Source organism: Streptomyces sp. NPDC000134 (assembly GCF_042899225.1).
GTDB lineage: Bacteria > Actinomycetota > Actinomycetes > Streptomycetales > Streptomycetaceae > Streptomyces.
Genome location: NZ_JBIAZN010000007.1, coordinates 38,554 through 55,500, shown reverse-complemented (window position 1 = coordinate 55,500; position 16,947 = coordinate 38,554). Strand labels below are relative to the sequence as shown.

General features: G+C 77.1%; 5 protein-coding genes. 4 read left to right on the top strand and 1 reads right to left on the bottom strand.

Features of this window, described 5'->3' with window-relative positions; genetic code table 11:
• Positions 1-24 precede the first annotated feature (24 nt).
• The 4 genes from ACFY32_RS12430 to ACFY32_RS12415 all read left to right on the top strand — a co-directional run bounded on the left by ACFY32_RS12430 (position 25) and on the right by ACFY32_RS12415 (position 15,563).
• Positions 25-753 carry a GAF and ANTAR domain-containing protein gene (locus ACFY32_RS12430; protein WP_390674076.1) on the top strand — a complete coding sequence of 243 codons (729 nt, stop codon included), beginning with the start codon at positions 25-27 and terminating at the stop codon, positions 751-753.
• A gap of 144 nt (positions 754-897) precedes the next feature.
• Entirely contained in the window at positions 898-1,431 is a 534-nt protein-coding gene (locus ACFY32_RS12425) for a MarR family winged helix-turn-helix transcriptional regulator (RefSeq protein ID WP_390674075.1), read from the top strand.
• 112 nt (positions 1,432-1,543) lie between these two features.
• Entirely contained in the window at positions 1,544-2,347 is an 804-nt protein-coding gene (locus ACFY32_RS12420; RefSeq protein ID WP_390674074.1) for an SDR family NAD(P)-dependent oxidoreductase, read from the top strand.
• Positions 2,348-3,713: 1,366 nt separating this feature from the next.
• The gene (locus ACFY32_RS12415; RefSeq protein ID WP_390674073.1) at positions 3,714-15,563 is read left to right on the top strand and encodes an amino acid adenylation domain-containing protein; all 11,850 of its coding nucleotides are present in this window, start codon (positions 3,714-3,716) and stop codon (positions 15,561-15,563) included.
• Here ACFY32_RS12415 and ACFY32_RS12410 read toward each other — a convergent pair.
• On the bottom strand, positions 15,558-16,931 hold the full coding sequence (locus tag ACFY32_RS12410; protein ID WP_390674072.1) for an NtaA/DmoA family FMN-dependent monooxygenase: 1,374 nt from the start codon (positions 16,929-16,931) through the stop codon (positions 15,558-15,560). The genes ACFY32_RS12415 and ACFY32_RS12410 overlap by 6 nt on opposite strands.
• Positions 16,932-16,947: the final 16 nt, after the last annotated feature.

Below are 16,947 nucleotides of genomic sequence, written 5' to 3'. Positions count from 1 at the left end.
ATGCCCCGAAGGAAGCGAAGAATCATGACCGACCAGGCGTACGGGCTCCCGGACGTGACCTCTCTCCTGCTGAGCACCGGCTCTCTCGAAGAGTTCCTCCAGACGCTCGCGGAGCGCGCCCTGTCCATGGCGCCCACGGCGGCCGGGGCCGGGATCACCGTGGAGCGGCAGCACCGCCCGCTGACCGTGGCCAGCACCGGCGGCATCGCCTTCGAGCTGGACGAGGCCCAGTACGGGCAGGACGACGGGCCCTGCCTGCAGTCGCTGCGGACCGGCCGGGAGGTCATCGTGACCGACATGCTCGACGAGACCCGCTGGGGCCCCTACCCCGCCTACGCGGCCGCCTGCGGAACCCGGTCGTCGGCCTCGCTGCCGATCGCCGCCCACACCGACACCGCGGGCGCGCTCAATCTGTACTCGCCGAAGGCCGCGGGCTTCACCGATACCGGTCTGGACGACCTGCGCGCGCTGGCCGCGCAGGCCACCGGGGCGATCGCGCTCGCCCAGCGGATCTCCGACGCCCAGGAGTACGCCGCCGACCTGCGGACCGCGATGGAGTCCCGCAGCGTCATCGACCAGGCGATCGGCGTGATCATGGGCCAGCAGCGCTGCGGTGCCGACGAGGCGTTCACGCTGCTGCGCAGGGCGTCCCAGCACCGCAACCTCAAGCTCCGCGATCTCTGCCGGGAGATGCTCACCGGCATCGGCGGCGGCCCGCCCGCGGAGGGCGCGGCGTTCCGGCCCCGGCCCTGACCGCGGCCGGCGCGGTCCGGCTTCCCCGTGTACGGCGCCGGGCGGGCGGCGGAACTCGCCGCCGGCTTCCTCGGCGGGCCGGCCGCGCCCCGGCCGCTGCCGGGCCCGCCCGGGGCCGCACCGCCGGTCGGCCACAATGGTGGGATGACAGGGACGCACCACAGCACGGACCGGGCGGCGGACGGGTACGGCGGCGGGGAACCGGCCGAGGACGCGGACGCCGCCCGCGTGGCGGCCGGGCTCGGCGGGCTGCTCGGACCGCTGCGCCGGGCCGTGCTGCGGGCCACCCGGAACGCGGAGGGCCTCCCCGACCTGCCGGAGGCCCAGATCGAGTTGCTGCGCGCGCTGTCCACCTCCCCCGAGGGCCTCTCCCCCGGCGCGGTGGCCGCGCGGCTGCGGGTGGCGCCGTCCACGGTCAGCAACCTGGTGCGGACGATGTCCGCCGCCCGCCTGGTGGAACGCGTCCGGCCCGCCCACGACCAGCGCACCGTGGTCCTCACCGCCTCCCGGGAGGCGCAGGACCTGCTGCGCCGCTACGACCGGGCCAGCACCGCGGCCCTCACCCGGGTCGTCGACGCGCTGGCCCCCGCCGACCGGGCGGTGCTCGCCCGCGCCCTGCCCGCCCTGGACCGGCTGGTCGCCGAGCTGGAGGACACGGACCCCGTCCCGGCGCCCTGACCGGGGCCGGGGCCCACGGGTGGCGGACACGCCGGTTGGTGTCCGGGCCGGACCGGGTAGCTGTCAGCGGTCACGGCGGACGCGGCACGGCAGGGCGAAAGGCAAGGCAAGAGTGAGTACACGACATGGCACGGCCCTGGTGACGGGCGCCTCCTCCGGCATCGGCGCGGCCTACGCCGGGCGACTGGCCGCGCTGGGCTGGGACACCGTCCTCGTCGCCCGGCGCGCACAGCGGCTCGACGACCTCGCCGGGCATCTGCGCGAGGAGACGGGCACGACGGTGGAGACCCTCGTGGCCGACCTGTCCGACCCCGACGACCTGACCCGGGTGGCCGAGCGGGCGGCCGGTGACGACATCGGGTTCCTGCTCAACAACGCGGGCATCAACGGCTACGGCCCGTTCGCCGAACTGGAACCCGGCCTCCTGGCCAAGGTCCTCACCGTCAACGTCGTCGCGGTCACCGCGCTGACCCGGGCGGTGGTCCCGGCCATGCTGGACCGGGGGCGGGGCACGGTGGTCAACGTGGCCTCCCAGTTGGCCTTCGCCGGGTCCCTGCCGCCCGGTCCGCTGCCCCGGCGGGCGGTGTACGGCGGCACGAAGGGGTACGTGGTCACCTTCACCCGCACGCTCGCCGCCGAGCTGGCCGGGTCGCCGCTGCGCGTGCAGGTGCTGTGCCCCGGGCTGACGGCGACAGAGTTCCACCGGTCGCGGGGCGAGGCGCCGGTGGCGGGACGCGAGCCGAGCGTGCACGACGAGGGCGGTATGCCCGTCGACCAGGTGGTCGACGCCTCGCTGGCCGCGCTGGACGCCGGGCGGGTGGTCTGCGTGCCCGGCCTCGACGACCCGGCACCGGTCGACGCCCTGGCTCAGGCCGAACTGGCGCTGCGCACGGCGGCGGGCCGCCGCCCGGCCTGACTCGCGGGCCGCCGAACGCGGCGCGGGTCGTACGGCGCGGGGGTCGCGCGGCGCGGGGCGCCCGGAGCGGCGTGGGTGACGCGGCGTGGCGCGGGTGACGCGGCGTGGCGCGGGTGGCCCGGCGCGGGGCGCCCGGAGCGGCGTGGGTGGCGGGGCGTGACGTGGGTGGACCGGCGCGGGGCGCCCGGAGCGGCGTGGGTGGCGGGGCGTGACGTGGGTGGACCGGCGCGGGGCGCCCGGCGCGGCGTGGGTGGCGCGGCGTGGCGCGGGTGGCCCGGCGCGGGGCGCCCGGCGCGGGTGGCCCCGGCGCGGTGTGGGTGGCCCCGGCGCGGTGTTGGGTGGCCCGGCGCGCGGGCCGGGCGCAGGGGACGGGTGCGGGTCGCTCCGCGCGGCCCGTGCGCGGCGCGGGAAGCCCCGACGGGCAGGTGGACGGGCCGGCGGGCGGTCGGGCCGGACACGCGGGCCGTGCCGGGCGGGCAGACTTCGGACAATCGGGGCGGCGGGGCGGCCGGCCCGCACCGCGCGGTGACGGCGTGACCCGATGGTGCCGGTGAGGTCCCGGGCCCCTCCGCGAGGCGGCGCCGGACCGCCTCCCCGCCGGTGATCGCGATGAACGGCCCACCGGTGGGACCAGCGGGGCTCGGCGGGACCGCGCACCGGCCCGTCCGTGCCCGGCCGAACGGCCGGAAATACCGGTTCCGGCGGTGGAGAGGTGCCCTACTCTGAGTGGGCGGCGCCCGCAGGGACGGGTGTTTCGGACATCCGTCGCGCGCCCATGACCCCTGGCCCCCGGGTCGTGCCGTGACCGACCAAGAGCGGCCGGAGTCCATACGCCGACGCACCAACTCCGGCCTCGTCCCTGCCTGCGCGCGCCGGGTCATTCCCGCGTCCCCCGGTCGCCCGGCGAGGACGACCAGTGTGAGAACGCCGCCCCAGGACAGGGCCTGAGCGATGTCCTCGCGCTCGGCGGCCGGCCCTCCCCGCCCAACGGCCGGGAGGGCCGGCCCTGGCACGCCCCGGTGGCCCGAGGGGGGCGGTGGCGTGCCAGGGCCGTCGCCGGATCGTCCGCGCACTCCGCGTCTGCCCAGTGGCCGGTTCTCCCGGGGGAGTTCGCGCCAGGACCGGGACCCCGGTCCCCCGCTCGGCACCGGCCCCGGTCCCCGCTCGACACGGCCCGACAGCGGGCGCGGGAGCCGCCCGGGGCCGGGCGTGCTCCCCGACGGGCACGAGGACGGGACCGCTGAACCGGTCGGGGAGCGCCGAGAGATCGGTCACGCGGTGAACGTTGTCCCGCCTCTGTCCGTCTCACCGGAGAACGGGCGGACCACCGTCCGTGCACGCGCCCTTGACCTGGTGAGAACGGACGATGAGCGACGACACCCTGTGGAACCTCCTGCTGGACGCGGCCCGCGAGGCACCCGAGCAGGTCCTCGTGCACGTGCGCGGCGACGGCGAGCGGTCGGTGACCCTGCGGCACCTGCTGCTCGCCGCCCGCAGGGTGGCCGGCGGGCTGCGGGCGGCCGGGGCCCCGCCCGGCACCTGCGTGCCGCTGGTCGCCGACCGCGGCGAGGACTTCCAGGTCATGTTCTGGGGGCTGGTCGGGGCCGGTCTGGTGCCGGTGCCGCTGGCCGCGGAAGCCGGCCGGGTGCTGCCCGTGTGGGAACACCTGGGCCGGCCGCCCGTGTTCGCCGACGCCCCCGGTGCCGGGTGGGCCCGGCACCTCCCGGACGGCGCGGTGCTCTGGCACCTGGACGACCTGCGCGACGGACCCGAACTCACCGAGCCTCCGGCCCGACGGCCCGGCGACCTGGCGTTCGTGCAGTTCTCCTCGGGCAGCACCGGCGCCCCAAAGGGCGTGGAACTCACCCACGCCGCGGTCGCCGCCAACCTCCGCCAGATCGTCACCGCCGCCGGGCTGACCGGCGAGGACGTGGTGGTCGGCTGGATGCCGTACTTCCACGACATGGGCCTGGTCGGCACCCATCTCGCGCCGCTCGCCGCCCGCGCCGGACAGGTCAGGATCGAGCCGCTGACGTTCGCGAGACGGCCCGCTGTGTGGTTCGAGGCGGCCACCGCGCACCGCGCCACCCATCTGTCGGCCGCCAACTTCGCCCTCGCGCTGACCGCCCGGCGCGTCCCCGCCGCGGACATGGCCCGCTACGACCTCTCCCGCGTGCGGCGGGTCCTGGTCGGGGCCGAGCCGATCTCCGCGTCCGTCTGGCGCGACTTCGCCCGCCTCACCCGCCCCGCCGGCCTGGCACCCCAGGCGCTGACGCCGGTCTACGGCCTGGCCGAGGCGACGCTCGCGGTGGCCTTCCCCCCGCCGGGCGAGGTCGCCGTCCCCCTGGTGCTGGACCGGGCCGCGCTGGGCCGGGGACGGGCGGTGGACGCCGTACGGGCGGACGACTCGGCCGTCGAACTCATGGACGTGGGCCATCCCGTGCCCGGCTGTGCCGTCCGGATCGTCGGCGACTCCGGGCGCGTCCTCGGTGACCGGCGCGTCGGTCACATAGAGGTACGCGGCCCCCAGCTCGCCCGGGGCTACCGTGACCTGCCCGAGGCCACCGCGGCTTCCTTCGGCGCCGACGGGTGGCTGCGCACCGGCGACCTGGGCTTCCTGCGGGACGGCCGGCTGTGTGTCAGCGGCCGGCACAAGGACGTGCTGTTCCTGAACGGGCTGAAGTACCACGCCGCCGACCTGGAGGACGTCGCCGCCGCCACGCCCGGTCTGCCGCCCGGCCCGACGGCGGTCGTCGGGTCCACCGATCCGGTCACCGGCGCCGAGCGGGTGCTCGTCTTCGTGTCCTGGGCCCGCCCGCCGCGTACCGCCGAGGAGGTGCTCGAACGGGTCGCGGCCCGGGTGGGCGAGGCCCTCTTCCACGACGACGTACGAGTGATCGCCCTGCCGCCCGGCGGGTTTCCCCGCACGACCAGCGGCAAGCTGCGGCGCCATGTGCTGCGGGAACGGTTCGAGACCGGCCGCTACCCGCGTGCCGTCGCGCGTCGGCGGGCCGCCCTCCCCGGGGGAACGGCGGGTGCGCCCCGGTCGCGGTCGGAGACCGAGCGAGTGGTGCGCGAGGTGTGGGGCGAGGTGCTCGGGCTCGCCGCCTCCGACATCGACGCGCACGCCTCCTTCCGCGCGCTGGGCGGCACTTCGCTGAAGGCCATGGAGGTGCTCGCCGTACTCGAGGACCGGTTCGGGGTCCCGCTGGAGCCGGCGGCGCTGCGGGCGGGCGCGAGCGCGGACACGGGTGCGGACACGGTGGCGGGGGTCGTCGATCGGCTTCTGGCGGAGACCGGAGGAGAGCTTCCCGCACCGAGGGGACCGGCCGGCGGAGATCCGCGGCCGGAGGACGACGAAGAGAACACGCGGACGGTCGGCACCGACGCCGGTGCGCGGGCGGCGGACGCCGGTAGGCGGGCGGAGGGCGCGCTCGCCGTCATCGGGCTCTCCTGCCGCTTCCCCGGCGCCGATACGCCCGAGGCGTACTGGAAGCTGCTGGCCGAGGGCCGCGACGCCGTCACGCCCGTACCCCCGCACCGGTGGGACGGCGACCGCGCGTCCCGGTGGGGCGCCTTCCTGACGGACCCGGCCGGGTTCGACGCCGCCCGTTTCGGCATCGGCGCCGAAGAGGCCCGCATCCTCGACCCGGCGGCCCGGCTGCTGCTGGAGCTGGCCCACGAGGCCCTGGAGCGCGCCGGATACGCCGGGCCCCGCCGCCGCGCCCACCGCGTGGGCGTGTTCACCACCGCCGGGGAGAGCGGCTACCGGGAGATCCTGGAACGCGAGGGCACCGCCCTGCCGCCCTCCGCGCTGACCGGGAACCTGCCCGGTCTCCTCGCCGCCCGTATCGCGCAGACCTTCGATCTGGACGGCCCGGCCCTGGTCGTGGACACCGCCTGTTCCTCCGGGCTGGTCGCCCTGCACCTGGCCCGCCGGAGCCTGCTGGCCGGCGAGTGCGACATCGCCCTGGTCGGCGGCGTCAACCTGCATCTCACGCCGACCGCGCACCGGATGCTGCACGCCGCCCAGGCCCTGTCGCCGACCGGTCGCGGCCGGGCGTTCGCCGAGGACGCCGACGGTTTCGTGCCGGGTGAGGGCGGCGCGGTGCTGGTGCTGCGCCGGGCCGGCGACGCCCGGCGGTCCGGCGACGAGGTGCACGCCCTGGTGCGGGGCACCGCCGTCAACAACGACGGCACCTCGCTGAGCCTGCTGGCACCCAACCCCCGGCGGCAGCGCGAGGTCATCACCGCCGCCCACACCGCCGCGGACGTCGACCCGGCCGAAGTGGCGTACGTCGAGGCGCACGGCACCGGCACCGCGCTCGGCGATCCCGTCGAGCTGAAGTCGCTCGCCCACGCCTTCCCGGCCCGGCCCGACGGGCGGCCCCGGCTGCTGGGCTCGGCCAAGACCGGCATCGGGCATCTGCTGAACGCCGCCGCGCTGCCCGGTCTGGTCAAGGTGGTGCTGGCGTTGCGCCACGGCCAGGTGCCGCCCTCGCCGCACGCGGCACCGCCCTCCGCGCTGGTCGCCCGGTCCGGGTTCGCGGTGCCCGACCGGCTCGTCGCCTGGCCCTCGGGAGGTGTCCGGATCGCGGGCGTCAACGCCTTCGGCTTCGGCGGCACCAACGCCCACGCGGTCCTGGAACAGGCCCCCGAACGGCCCCCCGTACCGCCCCGGCCGGAGACCGGCGGACCCCATCTCCTCGCCCTGTCCGCCACCACCCGGCCCGCGCTGCACGCCCTGGTCCGCGACCTGTCGGCCCACCTGGAGGCGCACCCGCACCTCGCCGAGCCGGACCTGTGCCTGACCGCCGCCACGGCCCGCGACGACGACCGGTACCGGCTCGCCCTCGTCTGCGACGGTGACGTACGGGCGAGGCTGGCGGCGCTCGCCGCGTCGCCGTCCGGCCCCGGGGAGCGGGCCGCCCGCACCCGCCCCCGCCTCGCCTTCCTGTTCCCCGGCCAGGGCGCCCAACGGCCGGGCATGGCGGCGCAGTCGTACTCCACCGCCCAGACGTTCCGGGACACCCTCGACGAGGCGTCCGACGCTCTGGGCCCGCTGTACGGCCGGAGCCTGGTGGACTGGTGCACCGACCCGGGCGCCGACCCCGCCGAGCTGGCCCGTACGGAGATCGCCCAGCCCGTGCTGGTCGCCCACGGCGTGGCGCTGGCCCGCCAGTTGGGTGCCTGGGGGGTGGTACCGGACGCCGTGGCCGGGCACAGTGTCGGGGAGCTGGCCGCTGCCTGCGCGGCGGGGCTGCTGACGCTGCCGGACACGGTGCGTTTCGCGGCCGAACGCGGGCGGCTGATCGCCGAGTCGACCGGGCCGGGCGCCATGGCCGCCGTGCGCGGCGCCGACGACCTGGTCGACGCCCTGGTCACCGCGTCGGACGGGGCTCTCGCGGTCGCGGCCCGCAACGGTCCCGGCCGGCTGGTGCTGTCCGGGACCGTACGGGCGGTCGAGCGCGCCGTGGCCGAGCTGACCGCGCGGGGGGTCGCGGTACGCGCGCTCCGGGTCAGCCGCGCCTTCCACTCACCGCTGATGGAACCGGCCGCGCGAGCGGTGTACGACGCCGCCCGCGCCCTCGTCCCCGCCCCCTCCCGGACACCGCTGCTGAGCACCCTGACGGCCGACTGGCAGCCCGCCCCGGACGCGGCGCACTGGCGGGAACACGCGCTGCGGCCGGTGCGGTTCGGCGCCGGGGTGCGGAAGCTGGTGGAGGACGGTTACGACACCTTCGTCGAGGTCGGGCCCGGCACCGACCTGCCGGGTGCCGTGCGCGCGGTCGCCGCCGACCGGGCCGGTGCCACGGCCCCGGTCGCGTTCTCCGCCCTGCCGGCCGGCGCGCGGGAGGGCGGTTGCGGGCGGGGCGCGCTGCTGCGTACCGTCGGCCGGTTGTGGGCCCGCGGTGTCGCCGTCGAGCACGCCGCGCTGGCGCCCACGGGCCGCCGGGTGCCGCTGCCCACGTACCCCTTCCAGCGGCGTTCCTACTGGCCGGGCCCCGACCCGGCCCGGCTGCTGCACCGCGTCGCCTGGACCCCCGCCGTCCTCCCCGCGCCCGCCGGGCCGGTCCCGGTCACGTCGGTCACCGGGCCGGACGCGGCGGCGGTGCGGGAGCTGTCCGCGCGTCTGGCCGCGCGGGGCGTGCCGGTGCGGGCAACCGGCCCCGCCGACACCGTCGTCCATCTCGCGGCACGGGCGGGGGACGGTGCCGGGGTGTCGGCCGCCGCGGGCGCCTTCCGGCGGACGCTGCGCCGGTTCGACCGGGCCGGTGCGCGGCGCCTGCTGGTGCTCACCGAGGACGCCCACCGCACCGGCGCGGGCGGTGACGCGGCCCGCCCGCGCCCCGAGCAGGCCCTGCTCACCGGGCTCGCCCTGGCGTTCCCGGAGGAGACGAAGGGGGCGGCACTGGTGTGCGTGGACCTGTCCTCGGAGGACTCCGCCGAGCGGCAAGTGGACGCACTTACCGCCGAGCTGACCGCTTCACGCGGTGATACGCCGTCCGTGGTCGCCTGGCGCGACGGTGCGCGGCTGCTCCGAGGGGTGCGGCCGCTGCCCGCCGTACCGGAGGGGGCGGAAGCGCTGCCCGCCGACGGGGTGTACCTGATCACCGGTGGCGGTGGTGGGGTCGGGGCCGCGCTCGCCCGGGACCTCGCCGGGCGGGGCCGTCCCACCCTCGTGCTCACGGGCCGTTCTCCGGAGCCGCCCGCCGGGTTGCTCGCGGAGCTGGCCGGGCTCGGCGCCGACGCCCGCTACCGGCGGGCCGACGTCACGGACGTCCGGCACCTCGACGCGCTGTTCGCCGCGATGCCCTCGCCGGACGTCGTGGTGCACGCGGCCGGGGTGGCCGTACCGGGGTCGCTGCGCGGCACCGACGGCCGGGACACGGACCGTTCGCTCGCCGCCAAGACGCACGGCACCGAGCTGCTGGCCGAGGCCCTGCGCCGCCACGGTCACCGGCCGCGGCTGTGCCTGGCCCTCTCCTCGGTCGCCTCGGTGCTCCCCGGCACCGCCGGTGCGCTGGGCGACTACGCGGCGGCCAACGCCTACCTCGACGCCTTCGCCGCCGCCGAACGCGCCGCCGGCCGGCCCTGGCTCGCCCTCGCTCTCGACGCCGTCGCGGGCACCGGTCTCGCCGCCGCCTCGGGTGACGGGGCGTCCGTACGGGCCGGTGGCGCACCGCTGGCCCCGGGTGAGGCGGTGCGGGCCCTGCGGCTGGCCTGCGGCGTCGAGGCCGCGCACCTGGTCGTGGCCGACCTGGCGGCGGCGAAGGCGTCACCGCCGGTCCCGGCCGAGGAGACGTCACCGCCGGTCCCGGCCGAGGAGGCGTCGCAGCCGGTTGAACCGCCGGGCACTGTCCCGGGGCCCGGGGACAGTGGCGGCACCCGCGTCCTGTTGCGGACCCTGCTCGCCGAGGCGTTGCGGCTCGCGCCGGAGGCGGTGGACGAGGAGCGGCCGTTCCTGGCGCTCGGCCTGGACTCGCTCGCCGCCGTAGACCTGGCCAGGAAGCTGGAGCGGGCGCTGGGCCGGGAGTTGCCGGCCACGCTCTTCTTCGAGTACCGGACGGTGCGGGAACTCGCCGCCCACCTCGACGCCGCGCCCATCGACGCCCTGCCCGTGGCCGACGGCGGGACGGCGGCGGTCACGGAAGGCGTCCCCTTCCCCCTCACACCCGTCCAACGGGCCCTGCACACCAGCAGCCTGCTGTACCCGCAGACCCCGGCCCGCGGCTGGGTGCGGCACACCGTCCGGGGGCCGCTCGACCCCGGTGCGCTGCGCCGCGCCCTCGCCGCCCTCGCCGAGCGGCACGGGATGCTGCGGGTGCGCGTCGAGGACGGCGCTCAGGTGATCGCCCCGGGGGCGGGACCCGACGCCTGGTTCGAGGCGCGGCCCTGCCCGGCGGGCGAGGGGGCGCTCGAAGCGCTGGAGGCGGAACTCGCCAACCGGCCCCTCGACCTCGCCACCACGCCCCCCTTCCGCGCGCTGCTGGTCACCGAGCACGCCGACCTCGCGCATCTGATCCTCGTCGTCCACCATGTGGCCGCCGACGGTTACAGCCTGAACGTCCTCGGCACCGAACTCTGGTCGCTCTACACCGACTTGGCCCTCGGCCGCGCACCCGCCCCGCTGCCGCCCGCCGCCGACTTCGCCTCCTGCGCGCGGCGGCCGGCCGCCCGCGCCGAGGACCACGCGTACTGGGCGGACCGCCTGGCGGACCACACACCGCTGCCCCTCCCCTACGACCGTGACCCCGGGTCCGAGGACTCCCCCGGCCCCCTCACCACCCTGCACCGCGTACTCGACGAGGATCTCGTCACCGCCCTGCGCGAGCGGGCCGCCCGCTGGAACGTCTCCCTGTTCCACCTCCTGCTGGCCGCCTACGTCCGCTGCCTGGCCCGGTGGAGCGGGCGCGCGGACATCGCGGTCAATGTCGCGCGGGCGGGCCGCGATGCCCGGCTGCCGGGGCTGGACCGGCTGGTGGGCCCCCTCGCCGACACCCTGCCGCTGATGCTGGCGGCCGGCCCGGACGAACCGCTGTCCGCGCTCGCCGACCGGGTGCGGTCGGCCTGGCTGGAGAGCGAGCGGCACTCCTCGGTGAGCAGTCTCGACCTGGCCCGGCTGCTGCCCGGCGACGCGTCGGGGCCGCGCACGGTCAGCCCGGCGAGCTTCAGTTCGGCCCGTTTCCCGGCCCCGCTGGACCCGGACTGCCCGGTGCGCGTACGGCCGGCCGCCGCGGGCACCGGTTCGGCCGCCACCAGGCTGAGTCTGCTCTGCTGGGAGGACGGGCCGCTGCTGCGCCTGTCCTGGAACGTGCCCGAGCGTCTCTTCGCCCCCGCGACGACCGCCCGGCTCGCCGCCGACTACGAGCGGGAACTGCGCGCCGCCGACTACGAGCGCGAACTGCGCGCCGCCGACACGGCCCGCGCCTCCCTCGTCCCCCGGCTGCTGGACCGCTTCCGCGCCGCCCCGGACGCCGTGGCCGTCGACGACGGCACCGCGACCCTCACCTACCGGGACCTCGACCTCGCCTCCCGCGGTCTCGCCGACCGCCTGCGCGAACTGGGCGTGGGACCGGGCGGACTGGTGGGCATGCTGACCGCGCCGGGGCCCGGCACCGTGACCGCCCTGGCCGGCATCCTGCGGACCGGTGCCGGCTGGGTGCCGCTCGACGCCGAGCACCCGACGGCCCGGCTGGCGGAGCAGACCGACCGGTGCGGGGTGCGGGTGGTCGTGCACGACGACCGCACCCGGCCGGCCGCGCACGCCCTCGCCTCGCTCACCCCCGTCCCCGTCGACGCTCCCCGCGCCCCCGTCCCGTCCGACGACGCCGACGTGGCCGACGCCGCGGCGACGGCGTACGTCATCTTCACCTCCGGCTCGACGGGCCGCCCCAAGGCGGTGCCCATCACGTTCCGGGCGATGGAGAACTATCTCGACTGGGCCGTCACCACCTTCGGTTACGGTCCCGGCGACCGGCTGGCGAACACGTCCTCGCCGTGCTTCGACGCCTCCGTACGGCAGTTGCTCGCGCCCTTGCTGACCGGGGCGACGGTCGTCACCGCCGACCGGGACCTGCTGCGCGACCCCGAACTGCTGCTGCGGCACGTGGAACGGGCCCGGATCACCGTGTGGAGTTCGGTGCCGTCGCTGTGGGAGCGGCTGCTGACGGCGGCGGAGGACCGCGTCCGGCGCGGCGAGCCACTGCCCGACCTGAGCGCGCTGCGCTGGGTCCATGTCGGCGGGGAGGCGCTGTGGGCGGACCGGGTGCGGCGCTGGTTCGACCTGTTCGGCCACGGGCAGCGGATCGTCAACCTCTACGGGCCCACCGAGGCCACCGTCAACGCCACCTACCACGTCGTCGCCGAACGCCCCGGCGACGAGGTCACGACCCTGCCCATCGGCCGGCCCGTCGCCGGTACCGGAGTCCTGGTCACCGACTCCGGCGAGCTGCTGATCACGGGCGTCGGCCTGTCCGCCGGTTACCTCGGCGAACCCGCCCTGACCCGGGCGGCATTCGTGGAGCGGGACGGCCGTCGCTGGTACCGCAGCGGCGACCGGGTGGAGGTGCTGCCCGACGGCGCCCTGCGGTTCCTGGGCCGGGTCGACGACCAGGTGAAGGTACGCGGGCACCGCGTCGAACCCGGCGAGGTGGAGGCGGCGCTGCGTACCCACCCGGACGTCGCGCGGGCGGCCGTACTGGCCGACGAAGGGCGGCTGCTCGCCTTCGTCACGCGCACGGCACCGGACGCCGTGGCGGATGCGGTGGAGCTGCGGCGGCATCTGGCGGCCACCCTGCCCCCGTACATGCTGCCCGCCCGTGTCACCGTCCTGGACGCACTGCCCCTGACCGGCACCGGAAAGGTGGACCGGCGGGCCCTGCTGGAGCACGCCGGGACGCCGGTGGCGGCGGCCGTCCCGTCCGGGGCGAGCCCCACCCGGGAGCGGCTCGGCCGGATCTGGTGCGAGGTCCTCGGGGTCGACCGGGTCCGGCCGCAGGACGACTTCTTCGAGCTGGGCGGTGACTCGCTGCTGGCCCTCCAGGTGTTCGACCGGCTCGCCCGGCACGGCGACGGCCCGCTGCCCCGGCCCACCGCGGTCTACCGGCACCGCACACTGGCCGCACTGGCCCACGCCATCGACGAGACCGCGGCCGGGGCGGCCGAGGCCCCGGAGACACCCGGTCCCGCTGCGGCCGGAGCCGTCGCCGCGACCGCTGCGGCGCCTGGCCCCGGGAGCCTCGCGCGGCCCGACCCCGCAGGCCCCCCGGCCCCCTTCCCCGTGACCCCCGGTCAGCGTGGTTTCCTGCTGGCCGAGGCGCTCTCCCCCGGCGCCGGCGGCACCTGGCTGGCCCGACTGCGGCTGGCCGGGCCGCTGGACGAACGGCGTTTCCAGGCGGCCGTGGACGTGCTGGTGGCCCGGCATCCCATGCTCCGCACGGTGTTCCCGGCCGGGGCCCGGCCGCCGGTGCAGCAGGAGTTGCCCGCGTCGCTGAGGCTGCCGGTGGCGTTCGAGACCGTGTCCGGGCCAGGGGAGGTGGCGGAGCGGGTCGCCGCCGAGCGCGGCCGGCGCTTCGAGCCGTGGGCCTGGCCCCTGCTGCGGCTGCGCGTGCTCACCCTCGGGCCGCGCGAGCACGTGCTGGTCGCGCACGCCCATCACCTGATCGGCGACGGCTACAGCGCCGCCCTGCTGCTGGAGGAACTGACCACCGTCCTCGACGCGTCGGCCCGCGCCGAGGCACCCGGCCTGCCCGCGCTGCGCGGCACCTTCCGGGAGCACGCGCTGCGCCTCACCGAGGCGGCCCCGCCCGCACCGGAGGCGGCACGGCGCCGGGCGGAACAGGCCGCGCCCTACACCGGGCCGGTCCTGCGGCCCCGTACCGGGAACGGGCAGGCGCGGCCCGGCGGGTTCCACGCGCGCCACTTCGTCCTGGACGCCACCGTCGCGGGGGCGCTGCGCGAGATCGCCGCCGAGGCGGGCGGCACCCTGTACGCGCCGCTGCTCACCGCCTACCACCGGGCGCTCGCGGCCCTCACCGGGCAGGAGGACCTGATCCTCGGGCTGGCCGTGTCCGGCCGCGATCACCCCGTGCCCGACATCCACCGGGTGTTCGGACCGTTCGCGGAGGCCGTCGCGGTGCGCCCCGCCGGTCCGGGGGCGGGGACGTGGTGCGGGGGCGGTTTCGGGCGGCATGTGCGCCGGGTGGTGGCCGAGACGATCGCCGCCCGCACCCATGAGCAGGTCGTGCCGCGCGACGCGGGCGGGCTGCCGCTGACCTCGCAGTTCTTCTTCACGCTCCTCGACTTCGGAACCCTGGGACCACGGGGCGGCGGCTCGCTGGACGTGCGGTGGGACGAGGAGGACGAGGAGGAGGACAGCGGGTTCGCGCCTCCCCCGGCCGGTACGGACGTCTTCCTCGCGGTGCGGCCCGACGGGGACCGGCTGCGCTGCACCGTACGCGGCGCGGCGGCGGCCTTCACCGGACCGGCGCTGGCCGCGTTCGCCAACGGGCTGCGTGACCTGCTGGTCTCCGCCGTGCCCCGTCCGGTACGGCGGACCGGCGGCGGGGACCTGGACGCCGCGCTCGTCGGCTATCTGCCGGCGCCGGCCGAGCTGGCCCGGCTCGCGGGGGTGCCGGACGCGGGGCCGGACCGCGAGGAGTTGCGGCGACTGCTGTTCCCGGACGGCGGACCCCGGCTGCTGGAGACGACGGCGACGCCGCTGGGCCGGTCCGGTTTCCTCGCCGTACCGCTGTTCGCGGACGAACTCGCCGCCGGCGGCGCCCTGCTCGGGCAGACCGTCCGGGCCGTGGCGGCGGCGTCCGCGCTCGGGGCCCGCTGTGTGTCGCTGGCCGGTCTGATCCCCTCGCTCACCGGCTACGGCTTCGACGTGCTGCGCGCCTCCGGTGCCGGGGCGGCCCTCACCACCGGGCACGCGGCCACCGTCGTGTCCGTGGTGCGCACGGCACACGCCGCCCTGGCGGCCACCGGCCGGGACCTGGCCGGCACCGAGGTGGCCGTGGTCGGGCTCGGGTCGATCGGCGCGTCCTCGCTGGAGCTGCTGCTCACCCTGGCCGGCGAACCGCCCGCCCGGCTGGTGCTGTGCGACGTACCGGGCAGTGTTCCGCGTCTGCGGGAGCTGGCCCGGACGCTGGTGGACCGCGGGCTGGCCCGGCAGGTCGACGTCCGCGCCTCGGACCCGGAGCTGCCGGCGGCGGTATATGAGGCCGGGCTGGTGATCGCGGCGGTCAGCGGCGGCGGCGCCCTGATCGACGTCGACCGGCTGCGGCCCGGCGCGGTCGTCGTGGACGACAGCTTCCCGCACTGCTTCGACACCGCACGGGCGCTGGCCCGGATGCGGGCCCGCGGGGACGTCCTGATCGTGGGCGGCGGGCTGCTCACCGTCGGGGAAACCCGGCGCGTCCTGGCCGACGGCCTGCCGTCGGTGGCCGCCGCGGCCGAGGCGGTGGACCGGCACTGGCCGCCGGACACCCTGGCGTCCTGCCGCGCGGAGTCCCTGCTGCACGCCTGTGGTGCGGGCGTGCCGCTGGTCCGGGGCCTGGTGGACGGGCCGACGGCGCTGGCGTACTGGCGGGCGATGGAGCGGACCGGTGTCACCGCCGGTCCGCTCCACCTCCAGGGCCGGCTCGTCCGCCCGCCCGCTCACCGCGCGGCCGGTCTCACCCCCGGGGCCGCCCCGGGCGGGACGTCATGACGCCGCCCGCGCGCCACGCGCGTGGTCGGGGTGGGCGAGGCCGAGGTGGTCGCGCAGGGTGGAGCCCTCGTACTCGGTGCGGAAGACGCCCCGTTCCTGGAGCAGCGGGACGACCCGGTCGGCGAATCCGTCGAGGCCGCCCGGGGTGATGTGCGGGACGAGGATGAAGCCGTCGGCCGCGTCGGCCTGGACGTACCGGTCGATGGTCTCGGCGACGGTGGCCGGGGAGCCGACGAAGGTCTGCCGGTTGCCGGTCTCGATGACCAGGTCGCGGATGGACCACTTGTGGGCCGCCGCCAGCTCCCGCCACTCCCGGGCGGTGGCCAGCGGATCGCGGTACATGCGGACCTGGGCCCGGCCGCGGGCGAGGGTGTGCTCCCCGGGCAGCGGGTCGACGTCGGGCAGCGGCCCGTCCGGGTCGTACCCGGACAGGTCGCGGTTCCAGACGAACTCCAGGTGCTTGATGGCGGTCGCCCCGCTGACCTGCTGGCGGCGCACCTCCTTGGCCAGTTCCTCGGCCTCGGCGTCGGTGTCGCCGAGGACGAAGCTGGCGGCGGGCAGGATCAGCAGGTCGTCGGGGCTCCGGCCGTACCGGGCGAGGCGGGACTTCACGTCCGTGTAGAAGGTCTGGCCGGTGTCGAGGGCGGCGTACCGGCTGAAGATGGCGTCGGCGCCGGCGGCGGCGAACTCCCGGCCCTCGTCGGAGTCCCCGGCCTGGAAGATCACCGGGCGGCCCTGGGGGCTGCGCGGCACGTTGAACCGGCCGTGGATGTCGAAGTGCTGTCCCCGGTGGACGAAGGCACCGGCCCCGGCGTCGCGCAGGAAGACGCCGGCGGCCTGGTCGGCGAGGATCTCGTCGCCCCGCCAGGAGTCGAAGAGTTCGTTCGCCGTGGCGAGGAACTCCTTGGCCCGGGAGTAGCGCTCCTCCTGCGGCAGGAAGCCGCCCCGGCGGAAGTTCTCCCCGGTGAAGGCGTCCCAGGAGGTGACGACGTTCCACGCGGCGCGGCCCCCGGAGAGGTGGTCCAGGCTGGCGAACTGGCGGGCCACCTCGTAGGGCTCGTTGAAGGTGGAGTTGATGGTGCCGGTCAGGCCGAGGTGGTCGGTGACGGCGGCGAGCGCGGCCAGGACGGTGAAGGTGTCGGGGCGGCCGACGACGTCCAGGTCGTAGATCTTCCCGCCCTGTTCGCGCAGCCGGAGGCCCTCGGCGAGGAAGAGGAAGTCGAACTTGGCGCGCTCGGCGGTGCGGGCGAAGTGGGCGAAGGAGGCGAACTCGATGTGGCTGCCGGCCTCCGGGTCGCTCCACACGGTGGTGTTGTTGACGCCGGGGAAGTGGGCGGCCAGGTGGATCTGCTTCTGCGGCTTGGTCATGGTGGGGCTCCTTGGC